This window comes from Rhizobium sp. HT1-10 (genome assembly GCF_049472505.1).
Taxonomy (GTDB): domain Bacteria; phylum Pseudomonadota; class Alphaproteobacteria; order Rhizobiales; family Rhizobiaceae; genus Rhizobium.
In genome coordinates, this window is record NZ_JBCEBQ010000009.1 from 76,015 (window position 1) to 91,831 (window position 15,817).

Here is a 15,817-nt window from a genome sequence, read left to right on the forward strand (position 1 = left end):
GAAAAGAACATGCGCATAGCCGTGACGGGAAAACAGGGACAGGTGGTGAGCGCCCTGATCGAACGCGGGCCGCTCGCTGGCGTGGAGATCGTCGCTGTCGGCCGTCCTGAATTGGATCTGGCCGACACGCAATCGATACGATCCACTCTTATCGGACTTAGACCAGACGCGATTGTCTCGGCCGCTGCCTACACTGCCGTGGACAAGGCCGAGAGCGAGCAGGCTACCGCCTTTGCAGTCAACGCTGAAGGTCCTGCGGCAATTGCGGGCATCGCCGAGGAACTCGGCATCCCGGTCGTGCATCTCTCGACAGACTATGTGTTTCCCGGCGACAAGGACGGCGCCTATATCGAGACAGACGAAACCGGTCCCGTCTCCGTCTACGGCAAATCCAAACTGGCCGGCGAGCAGGCGATCGCGGCTGCGACACCCAACCACGCGATCCTGCGAACCGCCTGGGTCTACTCGCCCTACGGGGCAAATTTCGTCAAGACGATGCTCCGGCTTGCAGAAACACGCGATGCTCTGAACGTCGTTGCTGACCAGCGCGGCACGCCGACCAGCGCCCTCGACATAGCGGACGCGGTCATTACGGTCGCGCAGCGCCTGGCCAATGATGAAGACCCCAACTTGCGCGGCGTCTTTCATTTGACCGGCGGTGGCGAGGCGACCTGGGCGGAGTTCGCCGAAGAGATTTTCGCCAAGCTGGAGCACAAGACCGGTAAAGCGATTACCGTCGGGCGCATTACCACCGCGGACTATCCGACGCCGGCAAGACGCCCGGCAAATTCGCGGCTGTCGAACGACAAGCTCAATGCTATCTATGGGATTGCACTTCCGGACTGGAAACTGTCCACGAAGGTGGTTCTCGAACGTCTACTGAGAGACTAACAAATCGGAGCATCTCCGCTACCCCCCAATCGGCGGATCGGAGACAGTTTTCGCGGATACGCTCCCACCGTCTCATGATACAAAGGAAGAAGCATGAAGGGCATCATTCTTGCGGGCGGCTCCGGCTCTCGCCTTTATCCAATCACCATGGCCGTCTCGAAGCAACTGATGCCGGTCTACGACAAACCGATGATCTACTACCCGCTGACAACGCTGATGCTTGCCGGCATCAGGGAAATCCTGATCATCACGACGCCGCATGACAACGAGGCCTTCAAGCGCCTGCTCGGAGACGGCAGCCAGTGGGGCATTTCCATCGAGTATGCCGTGCAGCCAAGCCCGGACGGCCTCGCCCAAGCCTTCGTCATCGGAGCGGATTTCGTCGGACGCAATCCGTCGGCACTCATTCTCGGCGACAACATCTACTACGGCCACGGCTTGCCGCAACTGTTGAAGTCGGGCTCCGACACCACCAACGGCGCTCGCGTCTTTGCTTATCACGTCACCGATCCAGAGCGCTATGGTGTGGTCGAATTCGACCGTAGCATGAAGGCCCTGTCGATCGAGGAGAAGCCGGAAAAACCGAAAAGCAATTGGGCGGTGACCGGTCTCTATTTCTACGATGAGCAGGTGGTCGACATCGCCGCCAACCTGAAGCCGTCTCCACGCGGCGAGTACGAGATAACCGACGTCAATCGCATCTATCTGGAGCGCGGCCAACTCTCCGTCGAACTGATGGGTCGCGGTTACGCCTGGCTCGATACCGGTACACCCGACAGCCTGCTTGAAGCTGCGGAGTTCGTCGGCACATTGGAAAAGCGTCAGGGCTTTAAGGTCGCCTGCCCCGAGGAGGTTGCCTACCGCATGGGTCATATCGACGACGCGCAGCTCGCAAAGCTCGCAAAGGCTCTCGGCAAGAGCAGTTACGGTCAGTATCTGGCGAAGCTCGCCGAAGCGAAGGATGACGCCGCTTTTTAAAGTAGGCCATTCTTCCGATCGCCGGCAGAAGGAGACGGGCCTACCACTTCTGGCAAGGCTCTCCCTCCGCTTTGCGATCCAACACTCTTCAGAGGACGGCCAAGGCTCGGTATAGCGCCGAGACCTGCGCCTCTACATGCGCCTCGGTAAAGCCCGCAACGATCCGGGCGCGCGCATTGATACCAGCCTGGGCCACGAGCTCGGGCGTCTTAGCCAAGGCACAAATGCGGTTCGCCAGGGCCATCGCGTCATCGGGGTCCACGAGCCAGCCTTCGTGTCCCTCCCGCACGAAGTCGCGGCTACCCGGAACATTGGTGGTCAGAATAGCTCGACCGCAAGATGCGGCTTCAAGAATTGAGCGCGGCAGCCCCTCTCCTCCTCTCGTCGGCAAGCAGGCAAGATCGTGGGCCGCCCAAACCTGGCGCACATCCTCGGTTGCCCCGCGCCAATCTATCCCTGGCTGACTTGACCAGTTCTTGAGAGTTTCTTCTGAGAGAGATCGCGGGTTCGAAGGATCGGGATTGCCATATAGCGAAAGGCTCACCTCAAACCCTCGCTGTCGGGCAATCGACACCGCCTCGACGGCGAGATCAGCGCCTTTGGACCAGACCATGCGGCTGACCATCGCAATCCTCAGTCCGCCCGCCTTGGGTGGCGTTGTTGCTTGGAAAAAATCCGGATCAACACCGGCGCCCGGAACAATGGTCACATTGGAAGCATCCGCCGAAAGTCCGAAGCCCATCGGATCGGTCACGTTCTCGAACAGGAACTGATTTTTGCCGCGCAGCACGATCAGCGCAATGAAACTTTTGAGGAGGGCCCGGGAAACGGCGGCGGCGAATCCCTTGTTCGCTGTCAACAAGCCGCCACCGGTGACCGCGAGGATGCGTCTTTTGACGCCCGCGAGATTGGCAGCCATGCCGCCAAGAATTATCGAGCGCAAGGCGATGCAGTGAACGATGTCGACCTCTTCGTCCTTCAGGATTCTTGCCATACGTCGGACTGAGGCGGCCACGGACAGCGGCCCCACGGTTCGCCTTTCGATATTGAGCGGGACCACGCGGGCGCCCAGTCGCTCCAAGGTCGGCTGGTGACGGCTTACACGGGTAATGATGATCGGATCCAATCCGGCATCCCGCGCTGCCCGCAGCATGGGCAGGAAATGTGACACGAAAAACCAGTCTTCGGAGATAACGAAAGCGATGCGCGCTGTCTTTGAAACCATCGAGTTAAACCGGGCCTTTCTCTGAGCGAGGTGCGATCAACGCTGCACAGCCGCGCGAAGCACGCGGATGAGCCGTTTCGGCATTCTCGCATAGATCATATGCGCCACTCTCAAGAGGCGCGGATTTTTGCGCCAGAAATCTCGCAGAGACAGCGAAAATGGATTTTCGTGGTCGAGGGTCCGGTCGATGAGGTCTGCCAGTTGCGCGGCCGAAAGTGAAGACGAAGGGGCCTCGAGCACGGGAACAGCATTTTCCATGGCGGCGGCTAGGTAACCCTGGCGTTCGACGATGGTGGAAAACATGCGTTCCAACGCATGCGCGGCCGTTCCATCCAACTGGCCGTGCTCGGGGGCAAATCGGGTCGCGATGTCGTCTGAGAGAAGTGGCGTCAGCAGCGAACGGCGAAACCAGAACATCGATCCGGCAGCAAATCGGGTCAGCTTGGCGTCGCCCGTCATGTCGCCGCCGTAGAGGCTGGTGAGCAGGTCCGATATCATGCCGTCATTGATCGAGGTGCGACCATCCAGAGGCAAGAGATGCGCCCGCGGCGCGATGAGCGCGATCCGCTTTTCCTGCGCGATCACAGCATGGCCGAGAAGTTTTCCCTGCCCGTCGGTTTCAAGCAGCGAATGACTTAGAAATCGCCTCCAGTCGGCCCCGTCCGAGCGATGAGGCGATCGTTTCGTATGCAGCTTCAAGCCGATATCCGTCAACGGCAGATCCGGCTGGCGCAGCGCCCTTAGGAAGGGCAGGATGTCGCGGCCTCGATTTTCCAGCTCGATCTGTCGGGAAAAGACAAGAAAGCGGGTGTCCGGCAGGGGAACCGCGGTCACGGAAGGCGGCCGAGTCACCACCAGGCCAAAAGGCTGATGGATCGCATCCGCGATCTCGCGGCGCATTTCTTCCCATACGTCGGGATAGAAGACATGCGCGAAAATCGTGAACTCGCCTTGCTGATCAGTCTCATGAGACAATAGATAGCGTCCTTAGTGGCTGGTTGCTCATAGTTTCCCACGGCGCCCGATGACGCCATGCCATATGCCCTTTGCCATCATCCAAGCATTCACCAGCCGTTTGCCGGGCACAACGACACTGAAGAAAACGAACTGCTTCGCCATGCGCAAAACAAGGATCCACCGCCATGGCCAACCAATCCAGGGACGACGGACCAAAAGAAGGGAATTGCGGACAAAATAATAGTGTCGCAGCGGACTGTGTACCGGGAAGCGCCGTCCCCTGTACACCACCCAGTCGTCACCAAGGCTATGTGCCATCTTTGCGGCGGGTATCCCGTAGCTTGCATATCCCAAGTACTGTGCGCGAAGACCCCACTCGATGTCGACATAGTCGATGAACAACGTCTCGTCCATGTTGCCGACCGTGTCGAGAATTTCTGCTGGGATGAGGCAGCCCGACGCGATCAGGAAATCGGTAGGCACTGTCGCTGACTGCGGTTCGCGGGTCGGCCGCTCCTTGAGCGTCAAACCCTCCCGATAGACGAAGGGCGAGAGCGTGCCCTGACGATGGTCGCAATATTGCGGCCCAACGGCTGCGACTGCAGTGCCGGCATACCGCAATTGCGTTAACCCCTCGGCAAGGCAGGCCACCATATCGGCCGCCGGCAGGCTGTCTTGATCGAGAAGAAGCAAATGGGTTGCTCCGCGTTCGCGAACACGCCTGATCCCGACATTCTGTGCCTTGGCAATACCTTCGTTGCCACCGAGGCAAACTATCTCCAGGCCAAAGCCGTCTGAAAATGCCGGTAGCCCTGAACCATCGCCGTTGTCCACCAGAACGATATCGTCGACCTGAGGGCGAATGGCCGCAACCTGCCTCAACAACGGCTCGTGATCCGGTCGATAGGTCACAATGACACAACCCACGCGCGGCAGGGTAGAGCCGCCTCGAATGCCGGCAAACGACTGTCCATGTGCTGGTTGTTGATCGGCATCCTCTGAGGGCCGCATATCTTCGATCCAATCCAACCGTGCAGGCTAGCCGACATTCGGCAGCTGGTCAGTGTCCGACAGACTCCTTGTAGGCTGCCAGTACTTCGTCAACAGGACCATGCATTCGCACACGTCCGTGCTCCAACCATAGGCCCTCCGAACACCATTCCTGGATCAGGTCGTTGGAATGGGAAGCAAGCACGAGAATGCCTGCGGAGCCGATGAAGGTGCGCATACGCTCCTTGGCCTGCGCCAGGAATGCGGCGTCACCGGCTCCGATGCCCTCATCGATGAGAAGAATGTCCGGCTGGATGGAGGTGGAAACGGCAAAGGCCAGGCGGGTAGACATGCCGGCGCTATAGGTGCGAAGAGGCATGTCAAGAAACTCGCCCAAGCCCGTCATTGCACCGATTTCCGGCGAGGCCTCGATTATCTCCTTCTTGGTATAGCCGAGATACATGCCGCGCAGTATGATGTTTTCCCAACCCGTCGCTTCCGGGTCCATGCCGAACCCGATGTCGAACATCGAGGCCACTTCGCCTTCCACCCGTACAAGGCCTGCAGTCGGTTCATAAATGCCGGCCATGACGCGAAGGATGGTCGATTTTCCAGCGCCGTTATGACCGATCAGGCCGACACGGGCGCCGTGATCGATGTCCAGCGTCATATCGTCAATCGCGCGAATGACGATGCTGTTAGTGCCCTGCTGCGGCCTGATCTGGCCGCCGGTGACCGACGCCAAAAGGTTGTTTTTGAAGGAGCGGTTGGCCGGCTGATAGATCGGAATGTCGACGACCACGTTCTGAAGTGAAAGACTTGCCATTGCTTAGCTCCAGTACACGACGCGCGCGCGGTAGCGCGCGAAGAAAGCGATCCCGACAACCCCAAGAGCGATGGTCATGCCGATGCAGGCGCCCCAGTTCGCCAGGGTGCCGGTACCGCCGAGTAGCGGATCGCGGGTGATTTCGACAAAATGGTAAAACGGATTGGCGTCGAGCACGAGCCCACGGCCTTCAAGTGTCTGAGCACTCCAAATGATCGGCGTCATGAAAAAGGCAAGTTGCATGACACTGGCGATGATCATCGGTATGTCGCGGAAGCGGGCGCAAAGCGGACCGAGAATTAGGGAGATGAAGACGCCATTGAGAACGATCAGGAAGACCGCCGGTATGAACAGCAGCGCCGACCAGCCTGGATTGATCTGAAATACGGCAATGATGATGAAGTAGATGATGAAGTTGTGCACGAAGGTCAGAACCTGGCTCCAGACAAACTGGTAGATATGGATGCTGAGCGGCATGCGGATTTGTCGAAGGGAACCACCGGCGGCGGTGAAAATGTTGCAGGCGCCGATGATCACGCCGCTGATCAATCCCCAGACAATCAACCCGATTGCGAGATTGGGCAGATAATGCGCGACATCGACCTTCATGATCTGCGAATAGAGCAACCCCAGCCCCATCACCATCACACCCATCGAGAGCGTCAGCCAGAAGGGTCCGAGTACCGAACGGTTATAGAGGCGCTTCACATCGCGCCAGCCGAGATAGACCCAAAGCTCTCTTCGCTCGATTCCCTGCCACAGATCGGTCAGGGCAGGCCTCAGATAGTTTTTCTGGCTAGGCATCATTTTCTTTCAGGCCAATGGCTGTTTGGCGGGCAAAATCAAAATTGCCCGTGACCAATATTTTACAAGGCGCATGAAAACAAGGAGGAAAGCCGGGGCGCTTCACGATGCGAACGACGGGTCTCCGCTTGTCCGCGGAGGCCAAGCGAGCGAGAAGTCTTCGTGATTCAACGTCAGGTTTATGTTATATGCCCGGTCAGGCCGCTGATGCGTTTTCCAGCGGGCGTGCATGTAGGCAATCTCGTGCCGGAACCTCTCGACCTTCTCCGGAGTATCCTCCAGGCCTCGGCTCGCCGATTCGTGATGATAGAGATCGGCATATGGTGACCAGACGTTCCGGTAGCCCGCCTCCTGTATCTTCAGGCAAAAATCGACATCGTTGAACGCGACCTTCAGATCCACCTCATTGAGACCACCAACCTCTCGGAAGATTGCCTTCTTGACGACCAGGCAGGCCGCAGTCACGGCACTCAGGTCTTGCGGCAATTCGGCGCGACGAAAGTAGCCAGGCACACCGCGCTGGAGGTACTTGTGCGAATGCCCAGCAACGCCGCCGAGACCGATGATCACGCCGCCGTGTTGCAGCCTGTCGTCGGGATACCAAAGCCGCGCACCGACAGCACCCACGCCGTCTTGCATCGCCAGACCGATCATTTCGGCCAGCCAATTCGGGCTGATAACCTCGATGTCGTTGTTGATCAGTCCGATATAGTCGCCGTTCGACAGTTCGACGGCCCGATTATTGAGCGCAGAGTAGTTGAATTCTCGCTCATCACGCTCCACCCGAACCATCGGATTGGCAGCAATGTCGCGGAAATAGGCAAGCGTTTCAGGATCGTCCGAGTTGTTGTCGACGATGATGATTTCGTAGGCGGGATAGTCCGTCTTCTGCAAGATTGAGGTGACACACTGTCGGAGGAGATCAAGCCCGTTACGCGTCGGTATGATCAGACTGACTAGCGGTAGCTGTTGCGGAAGGCGGTAGTGGGTGCGGTACATACCAGTCGGCAACACTTCGACTGTGGCATCCACGCCGAGGCGTTCAAGATGTTCGCAAAGCGCCTTCTGACCGGCAACCGCAGCATAGCTCTTGTTGCTGCTCTCCTGCGCCGTGCTGTTTGAATGCACGCGCCAATGATAGAGAACACGCTGTATATGTCCGATGCGATCGACGCTCAGTCCCTCGGTAAAGCGCAACACAAGATCGTAGTCCTGCGAGCCTTCGAACCCCTTGCGGAACCCGCCGATGGCTTTCACCCGATCGATCCGAAAGGTGCTCAAGTGGCAAGCCATGTTATGCGAACGCAGAAGTTCGACGTTCCAGTCCGGCTTGAAATACGGATCGAACCGGCGTCCCTTCTCGATCTTGTCCTCGTCGGAATAGATGAAATCCAGATCTGGATCGTCGACGATCGCGCGAGCCACATAATATAGCGCGTCCTCGGTCAGCAGATCATCCTGATCCAGCAGCGACATCCACTGACCCGTCGCCAGTTCAAGGGCTGAATTGGAAGCCTCGGAGATATGTCCGTTGACCGAACGATACATAACCTTGATGCGCTTGTCTTTCGCCGCTTCCCGCTCGAGAAACTCCTTCACGCCCGGAACTGTGGAGCAGTCGTCAGCGATGCACAGCTCCAAGTTTGGGTAGAGCTGGCCACGCACCGACGTAATCGCTTCCTCCAGCCATGGAAGATCAGGGTTATAGACCGGGATGATGATCGATATTAGTGGCGGGTTGCGCCAGCGCGCGACCTGCGCGCTGATGGCTTGACGTCCCTTGTCATCAAGGTTTGCGTGCGCCTCCAGCCATGCCGTATAATCGCTGCCAAGGGATCCGATGCCCGATCCGGTTATTGAGGCCGTTGTCCCAACGTTGGCGCGCCTCCACACTTTGACGGCGCCACGCACGCCTTCTGTCGAAAGGATACGCCAGCCCGATTTGAACAACGGCGCATATCCACCCCGAGCCTTTGCGATTTTCGGGAGGACTCGCGCGACATGAATAGCGCGCCTTAGCTGATGGCCAATCCCGCGGTAGGGAGCCGCCAGGCGCCAGCTTGTAGATTGGCGTATGAGTTCCAATTCCTTGTTTCGCTGGATCAATTGCTGCGACAGGACGACGGCGTTGCTATTCAGTTCGTCGACTTCCTGCCTGGCAACTCCGGCTAGAGCGGATGCGGCACGCAGTTCCCTTGCGTATTGCGCTGACGCCGCAAGCATTTCCCGCTCGTGTTGGGCTGACGCGGCGAGGAGTTCACTCTCATGCCGTGCGGACGCCGCGATAAGTTCACTCTCGTGCCGCGCGGACACCGCAAGCAGTTCCCTTTCGAGATCGGCTCGAACCTCCCTAAGGAGCCGCCCGTCATCTTCCTGCGCCTGCGCGAGCTTGATTGCCTGGTCATGATGTAGCTGGTGCAGCTGTCGGGAATGCTCAATCAGCGACAGAACATGGCTCGCATAGGCCCTTAGTTCTTCATCCGTCACCACAGTCTGGCGCCGTTCCAGCACCATTGCCCACGGACACAGGTAGCTCGCATCGTAATCCGAACGCGGACCGAAGCCATTGGCTTGGAACAACTTGAGCCAATGCAAAGGCGGGCGCACTGTCAGGTGCGTTGATTCAGTAAAATCGTCAGGGCAGGATGAGAACAGAATAGTATCGCTGGCGCTGCACAAGTTGGCGATTGCGCGGACACCCTCCTCTTCCGGCATATGCTCTAGAACCTCGATGCAGGTGACGAGGTCATAGGTACCGGTGATGGGGTCAGCAATCGACCCGACCTCGCAAAAAGCTTGCAGGGCCTGAGGCATGTCGCCGATCGCGTATTCGGAATAGTCTCTTCCGAACGCTTCGATATGAAGCTTTCGCAGTTCCTCGACCAAAAAGCCCTTAGCGCATCCAGCGTCGAAAACGGTTCTTGGACGGAGTTCGTTAGCGATGTGCTTTGCGATCAACCCGAAAAACCGCGACCAATGGGGTTCGCTTCGGTCGTAATTCAGACCGCCACAATGGCTACGATAATAAGCTTCGTCATAATCGGCTTGCGAAGGAATTTTGTCCACCTGTAATACCTTTTGTGAAGCGGGCTATCCGTTAGCACTGTTCTGCTAAAATGTTCAAGCAGCGGCAAAATTTCATGTGCACCACGGCCCGACCTGGCAGCTGGCTTCGAGCGACGAGCAGCAGAAATTCCTTTACCGACTTGCGGCGAGAATCACACGTCGTCGATCTCCCCCTCGTAGAAACGCACGATTTTTCCCTGAGCTTAATGAATTTGTGGAGAGTTCCACGTTTCGCCATTCTGACTTGAGCCAGGCTATAAAACTTGAAGTTCGCGTTCACAAACAGAAACCTACATTAACCGGTCAAACGAGCTCCTCATACAGCCGCAGACCTTTAATTTGGCAGTAGCAAAGAGAAGTGAGCGGGCCATCGCTCCATGACAGCGGACGCCTTAGCAAACTTCAATCTCTATGTGATGGAACAGAAATCGGAGCTGTAATTGCCGCCCAGGCGCCCCATGCGCGACCGTTGTCAACAAGCGTAACGGTATTTCCCTCTTCGCTACAGCCGTTGGCACCAGTGATCTCTAACCACCACCATTGGTGCTGACTGATTCCGTCAAGAGTAAGCGTCTCAACCAAATCATTCCCCTCCCTAATTTGCAGCGCCAAGCCCTCGGCAGTTGGTCCTCTCATTACGCCGACGAACGTCTGAGCGCACTTGCCGGCCATTTTCCCTAGAGTATAGGCGATGCTGCCGGTAGCCGCATCGTCTCCTTGCCAAGTGGACCTCACCACCGGAAAAGCTACGCTATTTTGCTCCGCCAATGCTGGCACTCTACTTGTACTTGCGGCGATCGACGTGCTCATTTGATAGTCCGCCCCTACAGTGATCTCCGGGCGATGACGAACGAAATAGCGCTCTGGAAGCTGGATTGGCTGCTCGAACCGGCACATTTCTTTATCGTTCCACTTGGCGATCAAATAAATTCTTTTGTCGAACGTCGAAGCTTCGTCATGAATGGGCACGACAAACTGTACAATGCCGGCGCTGAGGTTCCGAACCGGCGGCGCATAGCCGAGGACATTGCCCTCCGAATTAATTGCGATCATCCACGCAGGCCCATGGCCGGTTTGGTTGGCGCGGATGCTTCCGGAAACCTGCCATGAGCTTTCCTCAATTCGGGAGGCACGTTCGAGAGCATAACCCGAGCAGGTTGCCAAGCTGCGTGCGCTGTCGATTGTTGTTTGGCTTAGAGTTGTCAAACCAAAGCGGGGCGAAAATATATTCAGCTTATTCGCTCGCATGTATTCCATGGGTGCGCGAATCGCATCAGGTACCGGATAGAGTTCGGCGAGCACATTATCCGACATTACGCCCGACAACACAAAATAACTTGCAGACGTTAGGGTCTCACTTCGGTTCGTCAGTTGCTTTAGGTTGCTGGTGCGTGTTGCTAGTCCCAACGCAAGGCCGAGGCCAATCAACGCAAACAGACATGACATCAATATACGCCTGCGCTCAGCTTGCCATTCAACGGCAAGCCATCGGCAGTATGCAGCAATTAAGGAGCAGTAAAGTAGCAGGTTGGGAGTAGCATATCTGGATGTCAGCGCAGCACCTGGCCCAAGCGACACTCTTCCAATCGCAACAGCAGCAGCACTTGCAAGGGCAAATATGGAGATTGCGAAAAGCGTTATGACTGCATTATCTATTTTTTTCCGCCGTGACCAAGGTATCAGTGCTGAGAATACGAAAACTACAGTAAAGGTCGCGACAATTCCTGCGCCTACAGCAACCGCCTGGGTGAAGTTGCCGGTAAAGGTACCACCCAAAACTGCCATAAAAAAAAGCAACAAATGACCAAGAGAAATGGTTTCATTGTGGCTGATTATGGTGGCGCTGCTGCCGTTGCGCTGGACGATGAACAGCACTAAGCAGGCTGTATAGATTACCAGCAGAACGATTGCGCGGGAAGGCCTCATGCGCGCTAAGACGGCGATGACTAAGAAGGAGCAGACCAACGCAATTCCATTTCCCATAGAGAAAACAGTGAGTGGTGTGCAAACCGCGACGCCTGCGAATGAAACGCTAATGGTTTTAGATTGATCAGCGAATCTAGTAGCGAAATGGCATGCCAAAATCGCAAATAAACCGGTCAATCCAAACTGGGTCTGAAAGCCAATGGTGAGATTTTCCCATTGCGCCAGCGACAGCATCAAAGCGCCAAACACGCAAAACCACAGCAGTTTCTCAATTGGCGAACACGCCTTGGTCAGGATCAAGGATAAGGCGAGGGCGATGGAGAGGTGCAATACCACGATCTCGGCCACGAGGGACCTATTCGTATAGTCAAAAAGCCATAAATCCATATAATACAGGATCTTGCTCGTGAAGATGATGTGTTCGTTATGTGGAGTTAATAGGTATGCAAGCGAAAGCGATTTGCCCTCAGAAACATACTTTGCCATCTCCCACTGGTCCCAATAATGGATGGGCGTAAACAGGGAGAAAATTAGCGCGATATTGCTGATGATCAGGCTAGCAGCAAAAATAGCTGTAACACTCATAACCAACCGAATGAGATTTTTTTCAATACGCATGCGAGCACTCAGATTCTACAATTGACCGATAGCGGCAGCTACATACTTTAGTCCGTATTTCATTTCGAACGGCCAGTGTAGCTTCACGGCGAAAATTTAGGGATCGCTTTATAAGTTGACTGCTTTGCTATCGAGGGATAGCACGCATCAACCGGCCTGTTTCGAAAACGTAAAATACTTATGCATGAAATAGCTCGTCGCGATGGGGCTCAGCACGCCGATCACGTGGCCAATTGTTTCCGCGTGGGTCTCGAAACCCATTGCCGGCAACAGGTAATGGGCCAAGCCCATGCTGACCAGCCAAACCTGCGCAAAAGCAACGACATTGACCAGGGCGAAGCGGACATACTCCTGGTGAACGCGCTGCCCCGACTTTTCGAACACCATCAACTTCATCAATACGTAGGCCGTGGTCATGCCAAAAAGATAAGCGATCGTGACCGCGACCGAATAGGGCATGATCTGTGACAGGGCGATACGCGACAGAATATTGACGCCAGCCGCCACACCACCGGAAATCGCAAATCGGACAAATGGCCTGGACAACAGACCTCTTAGCGCTCCCATCATTTCCCGACCGCTTCCGCCATGTCACGGCCATAGCGCACGCTTTCTGAAATCCCTCGGTCCTCGGGGTAATAATAGCATGTGTCGGCGATCTGAAGGCCAGCTATCGGCGTCTGGATCGGCGGCAGCTTGTCGAGGAAATTCGGCTCGCAGACCGGCTGCGCGTATTTAAGACGGCCAACCTTTGCGTCGATGAAGTCGGAGCCGGTAATGTCCGGGTTAACCTTGCGGATATAGCCGAAGGCCTCGTCGATGAACTGCTGGTCGCTCCACTGCCATTTTGGCTGAGTGACAGGCATATAGTAGGGTACGTAGACCACGGTGTCATCAACCGGGCGCAGGTTAGAAAACTGGATGACGCCCGGGATTTCGATCGTCTCGTCTATGATGTTGATCCAGAAGTGCTTGCTGATGGACTTCTTCAGGCGGAAGATCAGGCAGACCACGCCAATGTTGCGGATAGCATCATATTGCGCTTTGGAGGCTTCCGGCAGATCGGGAACAAGGGTCGAGATCAGCGGCGTCGGCACGGTGGAAATGACCGCGTCGGCCGGAAAAAACCGGCCGCCGGCAGTAACGCCTGTCACTTTGCCAGAATCTGTCTCGACCTTCTCGACCGAGGTCGCCAGGTGCATGCGACCGCCCTTGGAAGTGTAGGCCGATACCAACGCATCAACCAGCGTCTGACTACCGCCCTCGATATATCCCAGTTCTTCCTGGAACAGCGATCGGCGCGAATTGCCAATGCGGCGCACGCGTGTAGCGATCCATGAGGCGGAGATGTCGTCGGCCAGCTCGTAGAACTTCAGGTTCATCAACCGCTTCCACAGCGTGTTGTAGACTTTCTTGCCAGATCCGCCTTCCAGCCACTGGCGGGCCGTCTTGCTTTCGATCGATTTGAAGGTCTTGGACTTGGTCGTCAGGAACATCTGCAGACCGGTGCGGATCTTTGCCATCAGGCTAAGATGCGGAAACATCAGCAGTGAGATCGGATCCCCCCAGGGATAGATCTTGCCCTTGATGAAATATCCCATCGAGGTCCCGCGCCAGCGCATCTTGTCGCCGATCCCAAGTTCGCGCATCAGCGCAAAGGTCGGCTCATCCGACTTGCACACAAAATGATAGAACCGCTCGATCGACAGCGGACCGAAATCGAAATGCGCGGCCATGCCGCCTGGGACGCTGTCGACCTCGATCAGGTCGACCTCATGCCCCAGCTGCGCTGCACGATGTGCCGCCGCCAACCCCATGGCGCCAGCGCCGATGACCACAACTCGGCTCATCTTCTTCTCCTAAAAGTCCAGTACAATCTTGCTGTAACGCGGATCGAGATAGCTTTCGGCGATTGCGCTCTTCAGCGGCGTTGCCTGGACGTTGAAAATCGTCGGCCAGTCAATCACGGGAAAGGTCTCGGGGATCACCAGGGCTTCCAGCTGGCTCGTCGTGAATGGCGGCTTCTTCGAAACCTTGCCATAGACGAAAAGCAGCCACCAGAACAGCTGGTAGGGAATATGCACGATGCGCGCCTTAGGCTTTACGGTGTCGTGAATCAGCTGAATGACATCTCCATAATATGTCTGCTGAAGCCCGGATATGTCGTAGGTGCCGACTTGCTTGCTCTTGAGAGACGAGATGATGATGCTGGCGAAATCGCCGACATAGAGAGGCTGACGGATAAATTTTCCGTCACCTGGGATTGGGAAGACCGGAACGCGGTCCATGAAGCGGCGCAACCAGCCAAGATGCTTCCGATCGAACCAACCGAACATCAGGGTCGGGCGCAGCACGACATGCGGAATGTCGGTGACGGTGTCGATAAACACTTCCTGCGCGGTCTTGGAGCGCGTGTAGAAATCGTCGGCCTTGGAATTGACAACCGAAGACGAGATATGAACGAAATAGGGCGTCGCATGACGGCGCATGGCCTCGACTATCTTTGTCGTCGCGACCACGTTGTTGTCGGTAAACTCCTGCTCGATCAGTCCACCGATCTGCGCTTGATTGAGAAGCACCGTGTCGGCGCCGGCAAAGGCATCCATCCACGGACCCTCGACCGCCAGATCCGCCTCGATCACTTCGATTTCCGGATGCAGACTGCGCAGCAGCGCCGTGTTGCTCGGATGTTTGTCGATGCCGACGATCTTCAGCCCGGGAGTACCCTTCAGGCGAGCGATGACATTTTGGCCGACCAGTCCGGCGGCCCCGGTAATTACAATCTTCTGCACTAGATTTCCATCCGGTTGAATATCGCCGCAGGCAGGTTGCGAATGATCAGCATGATGTAGCGCCAGAAGCCGGGCGCATAGGCTATCGACCCGCCGCGATAGGCGCGGGCGTGGGCGATGGCGGCGATTTGCTCGGGCTTGGCCCAGAGCGCGCCGTTGCGGTTCATACCTTCGGTCATTGGCGTCACCGTCGGGCCAGGCTTGATCAGGACGGCGCGAGGCCCCTTGTTGGCGAAGCGGTGGGCAATGCCTTCAACCAGCGCTTCAAGGCCGGCTTTGGCGGCCCCGTAGATGAAATTCGCACGTCGACCCCGGTCTCCAGCGACGGAACCGATGACAACCAGACTGCCCCGACCCTGCGCTTCGAGCAGATTGGCAGCAACGAGCGACCATGCCGCAGCGGAGGTGAAGTTAACGCGCAATATTTCTTCTGCGACGACGAGATTACGTTCGGCAAGACCCTGATCTCCTAGGGTTCCATAAGCAATCAACACGTGATCGACGCCACCGATCTGCTGCACGAATCTGGTAAACTGCTGCTCGACATCGGTAGCGGCCGCCAGATCACTGATGGCAACGACGGCGTTTTCCGCGCCACGCGCCTTCAGGTCGACTGCCATCTGCGACAGCCTGTTCTCATCTCGCCCAACGAGAAGAATCGATGCCCCCTCTTTCGCATAGAGACGGGCAGTGCACGCGGCGATGGCGGACGTCGCACCCAAAATTATGACGCGCAATTTAGTA

General features: G+C 56.7%; 13 protein-coding genes. 2 read left to right on the forward strand and 11 right to left on the reverse strand.

What is annotated here, in order from left to right; translation table 11 throughout:
• Positions 1-9: 9 nt before the first annotated feature.
• Both rfbD and rfbA read left to right on the forward strand, forming a co-directional pair.
• Entirely contained in the window at positions 10-891 is an 882-nt protein-coding gene (gene rfbD / locus VH564_RS20340; RefSeq protein ID WP_423341682.1) for a dTDP-4-dehydrorhamnose reductase, read from the forward strand.
• Positions 892-984: 93 nt separating this feature from the next.
• Entirely contained in the window at positions 985-1,869 is an 885-nt protein-coding gene (rfbA, locus tag VH564_RS20345; RefSeq protein WP_423341683.1) for a glucose-1-phosphate thymidylyltransferase RfbA, read from the forward strand.
• 88 nt (positions 1,870-1,957) lie between these two features.
• On the opposite strand, the gene VH564_RS20350 is transcribed toward rfbA, so the two are convergent.
• The 11 genes from VH564_RS20350 to VH564_RS20400 all read right to left on the reverse strand — a co-directional run bounded on the left by VH564_RS20350 (position 1,958) and on the right by VH564_RS20400 (position 15,810).
• Positions 1,958-3,094: a glycosyltransferase family 4 protein gene (locus VH564_RS20350; protein WP_423341684.1), complete on the reverse strand. Its 1,137-nt coding sequence runs from the start codon at positions 3,092-3,094 to the stop codon at positions 1,958-1,960.
• Positions 3,095-3,130: 36 nt separating this feature from the next.
• Entirely contained in the window at positions 3,131-4,069 is a 939-nt protein-coding gene (locus tag VH564_RS20355; protein WP_423341685.1) for a rhamnan synthesis F family protein, read from the reverse strand.
• A gap of 27 nt (positions 4,070-4,096) precedes the next feature.
• Positions 4,097-5,062 carry a glycosyltransferase family 2 protein gene (locus VH564_RS20360; protein WP_423341686.1) on the reverse strand — a complete coding sequence of 322 codons (966 nt, stop codon included), beginning with the start codon at positions 5,060-5,062 and terminating at the stop codon, positions 4,097-4,099.
• Between the two features lie 49 nt (positions 5,063-5,111).
• Positions 5,112-5,867 (reverse strand): ABC transporter ATP-binding protein, encoded by a 756-nt coding sequence (locus VH564_RS20365; RefSeq protein ID WP_423341687.1) that lies wholly within the window; start codon positions 5,865-5,867, stop codon positions 5,112-5,114.
• Between the two features lie 3 nt (positions 5,868-5,870).
• Complete coding sequence (locus tag VH564_RS20370) at positions 5,871-6,671, reverse strand: ABC transporter permease (protein ID WP_423341688.1); 801 nt, start codon at positions 6,669-6,671, stop codon at positions 5,871-5,873.
• Positions 6,672-6,773: 102 nt separating this feature from the next.
• The gene (locus tag VH564_RS20375; RefSeq protein WP_423341689.1) at positions 6,774-9,737 is read right to left on the reverse strand and encodes a glycosyltransferase; all 2,964 of its coding nucleotides are present in this window, start codon (positions 9,735-9,737) and stop codon (positions 6,774-6,776) included.
• 402 nt (positions 9,738-10,139) lie between these two features.
• Entirely contained in the window at positions 10,140-12,281 is a 2,142-nt protein-coding gene (locus VH564_RS20380) for a hypothetical protein (RefSeq protein WP_423341690.1), read from the reverse strand.
• A 147-nt stretch (positions 12,282-12,428) separates the two neighbouring features.
• On the reverse strand, positions 12,429-12,851 hold the full coding sequence (locus VH564_RS20385; RefSeq protein ID WP_423341691.1) for a GtrA family protein: 423 nt from the start codon (positions 12,849-12,851) through the stop codon (positions 12,429-12,431).
• Positions 12,848-14,131: an NAD(P)/FAD-dependent oxidoreductase gene (locus tag VH564_RS20390; RefSeq protein WP_423341692.1), complete on the reverse strand. Its 1,284-nt coding sequence runs from the start codon at positions 14,129-14,131 to the stop codon at positions 12,848-12,850. Before VH564_RS20390 ends, VH564_RS20385 begins: the two co-directional genes overlap by 4 nt.
• 9 nt (positions 14,132-14,140) lie before the next feature.
• Positions 14,141-15,073, reverse strand: coding sequence for an NAD-dependent epimerase/dehydratase family protein (locus tag VH564_RS20395; RefSeq protein ID WP_423341693.1), 933 nt, complete (start codon positions 15,071-15,073; stop codon positions 14,141-14,143).
• Positions 15,073-15,810: an SDR family NAD(P)-dependent oxidoreductase gene (locus VH564_RS20400; RefSeq protein WP_423341694.1), complete on the reverse strand. Its 738-nt coding sequence runs from the start codon at positions 15,808-15,810 to the stop codon at positions 15,073-15,075. Before VH564_RS20400 ends, VH564_RS20395 begins: the two co-directional genes overlap by 1 nt.
• Positions 15,811-15,817 lie beyond the last annotated feature (7 nt).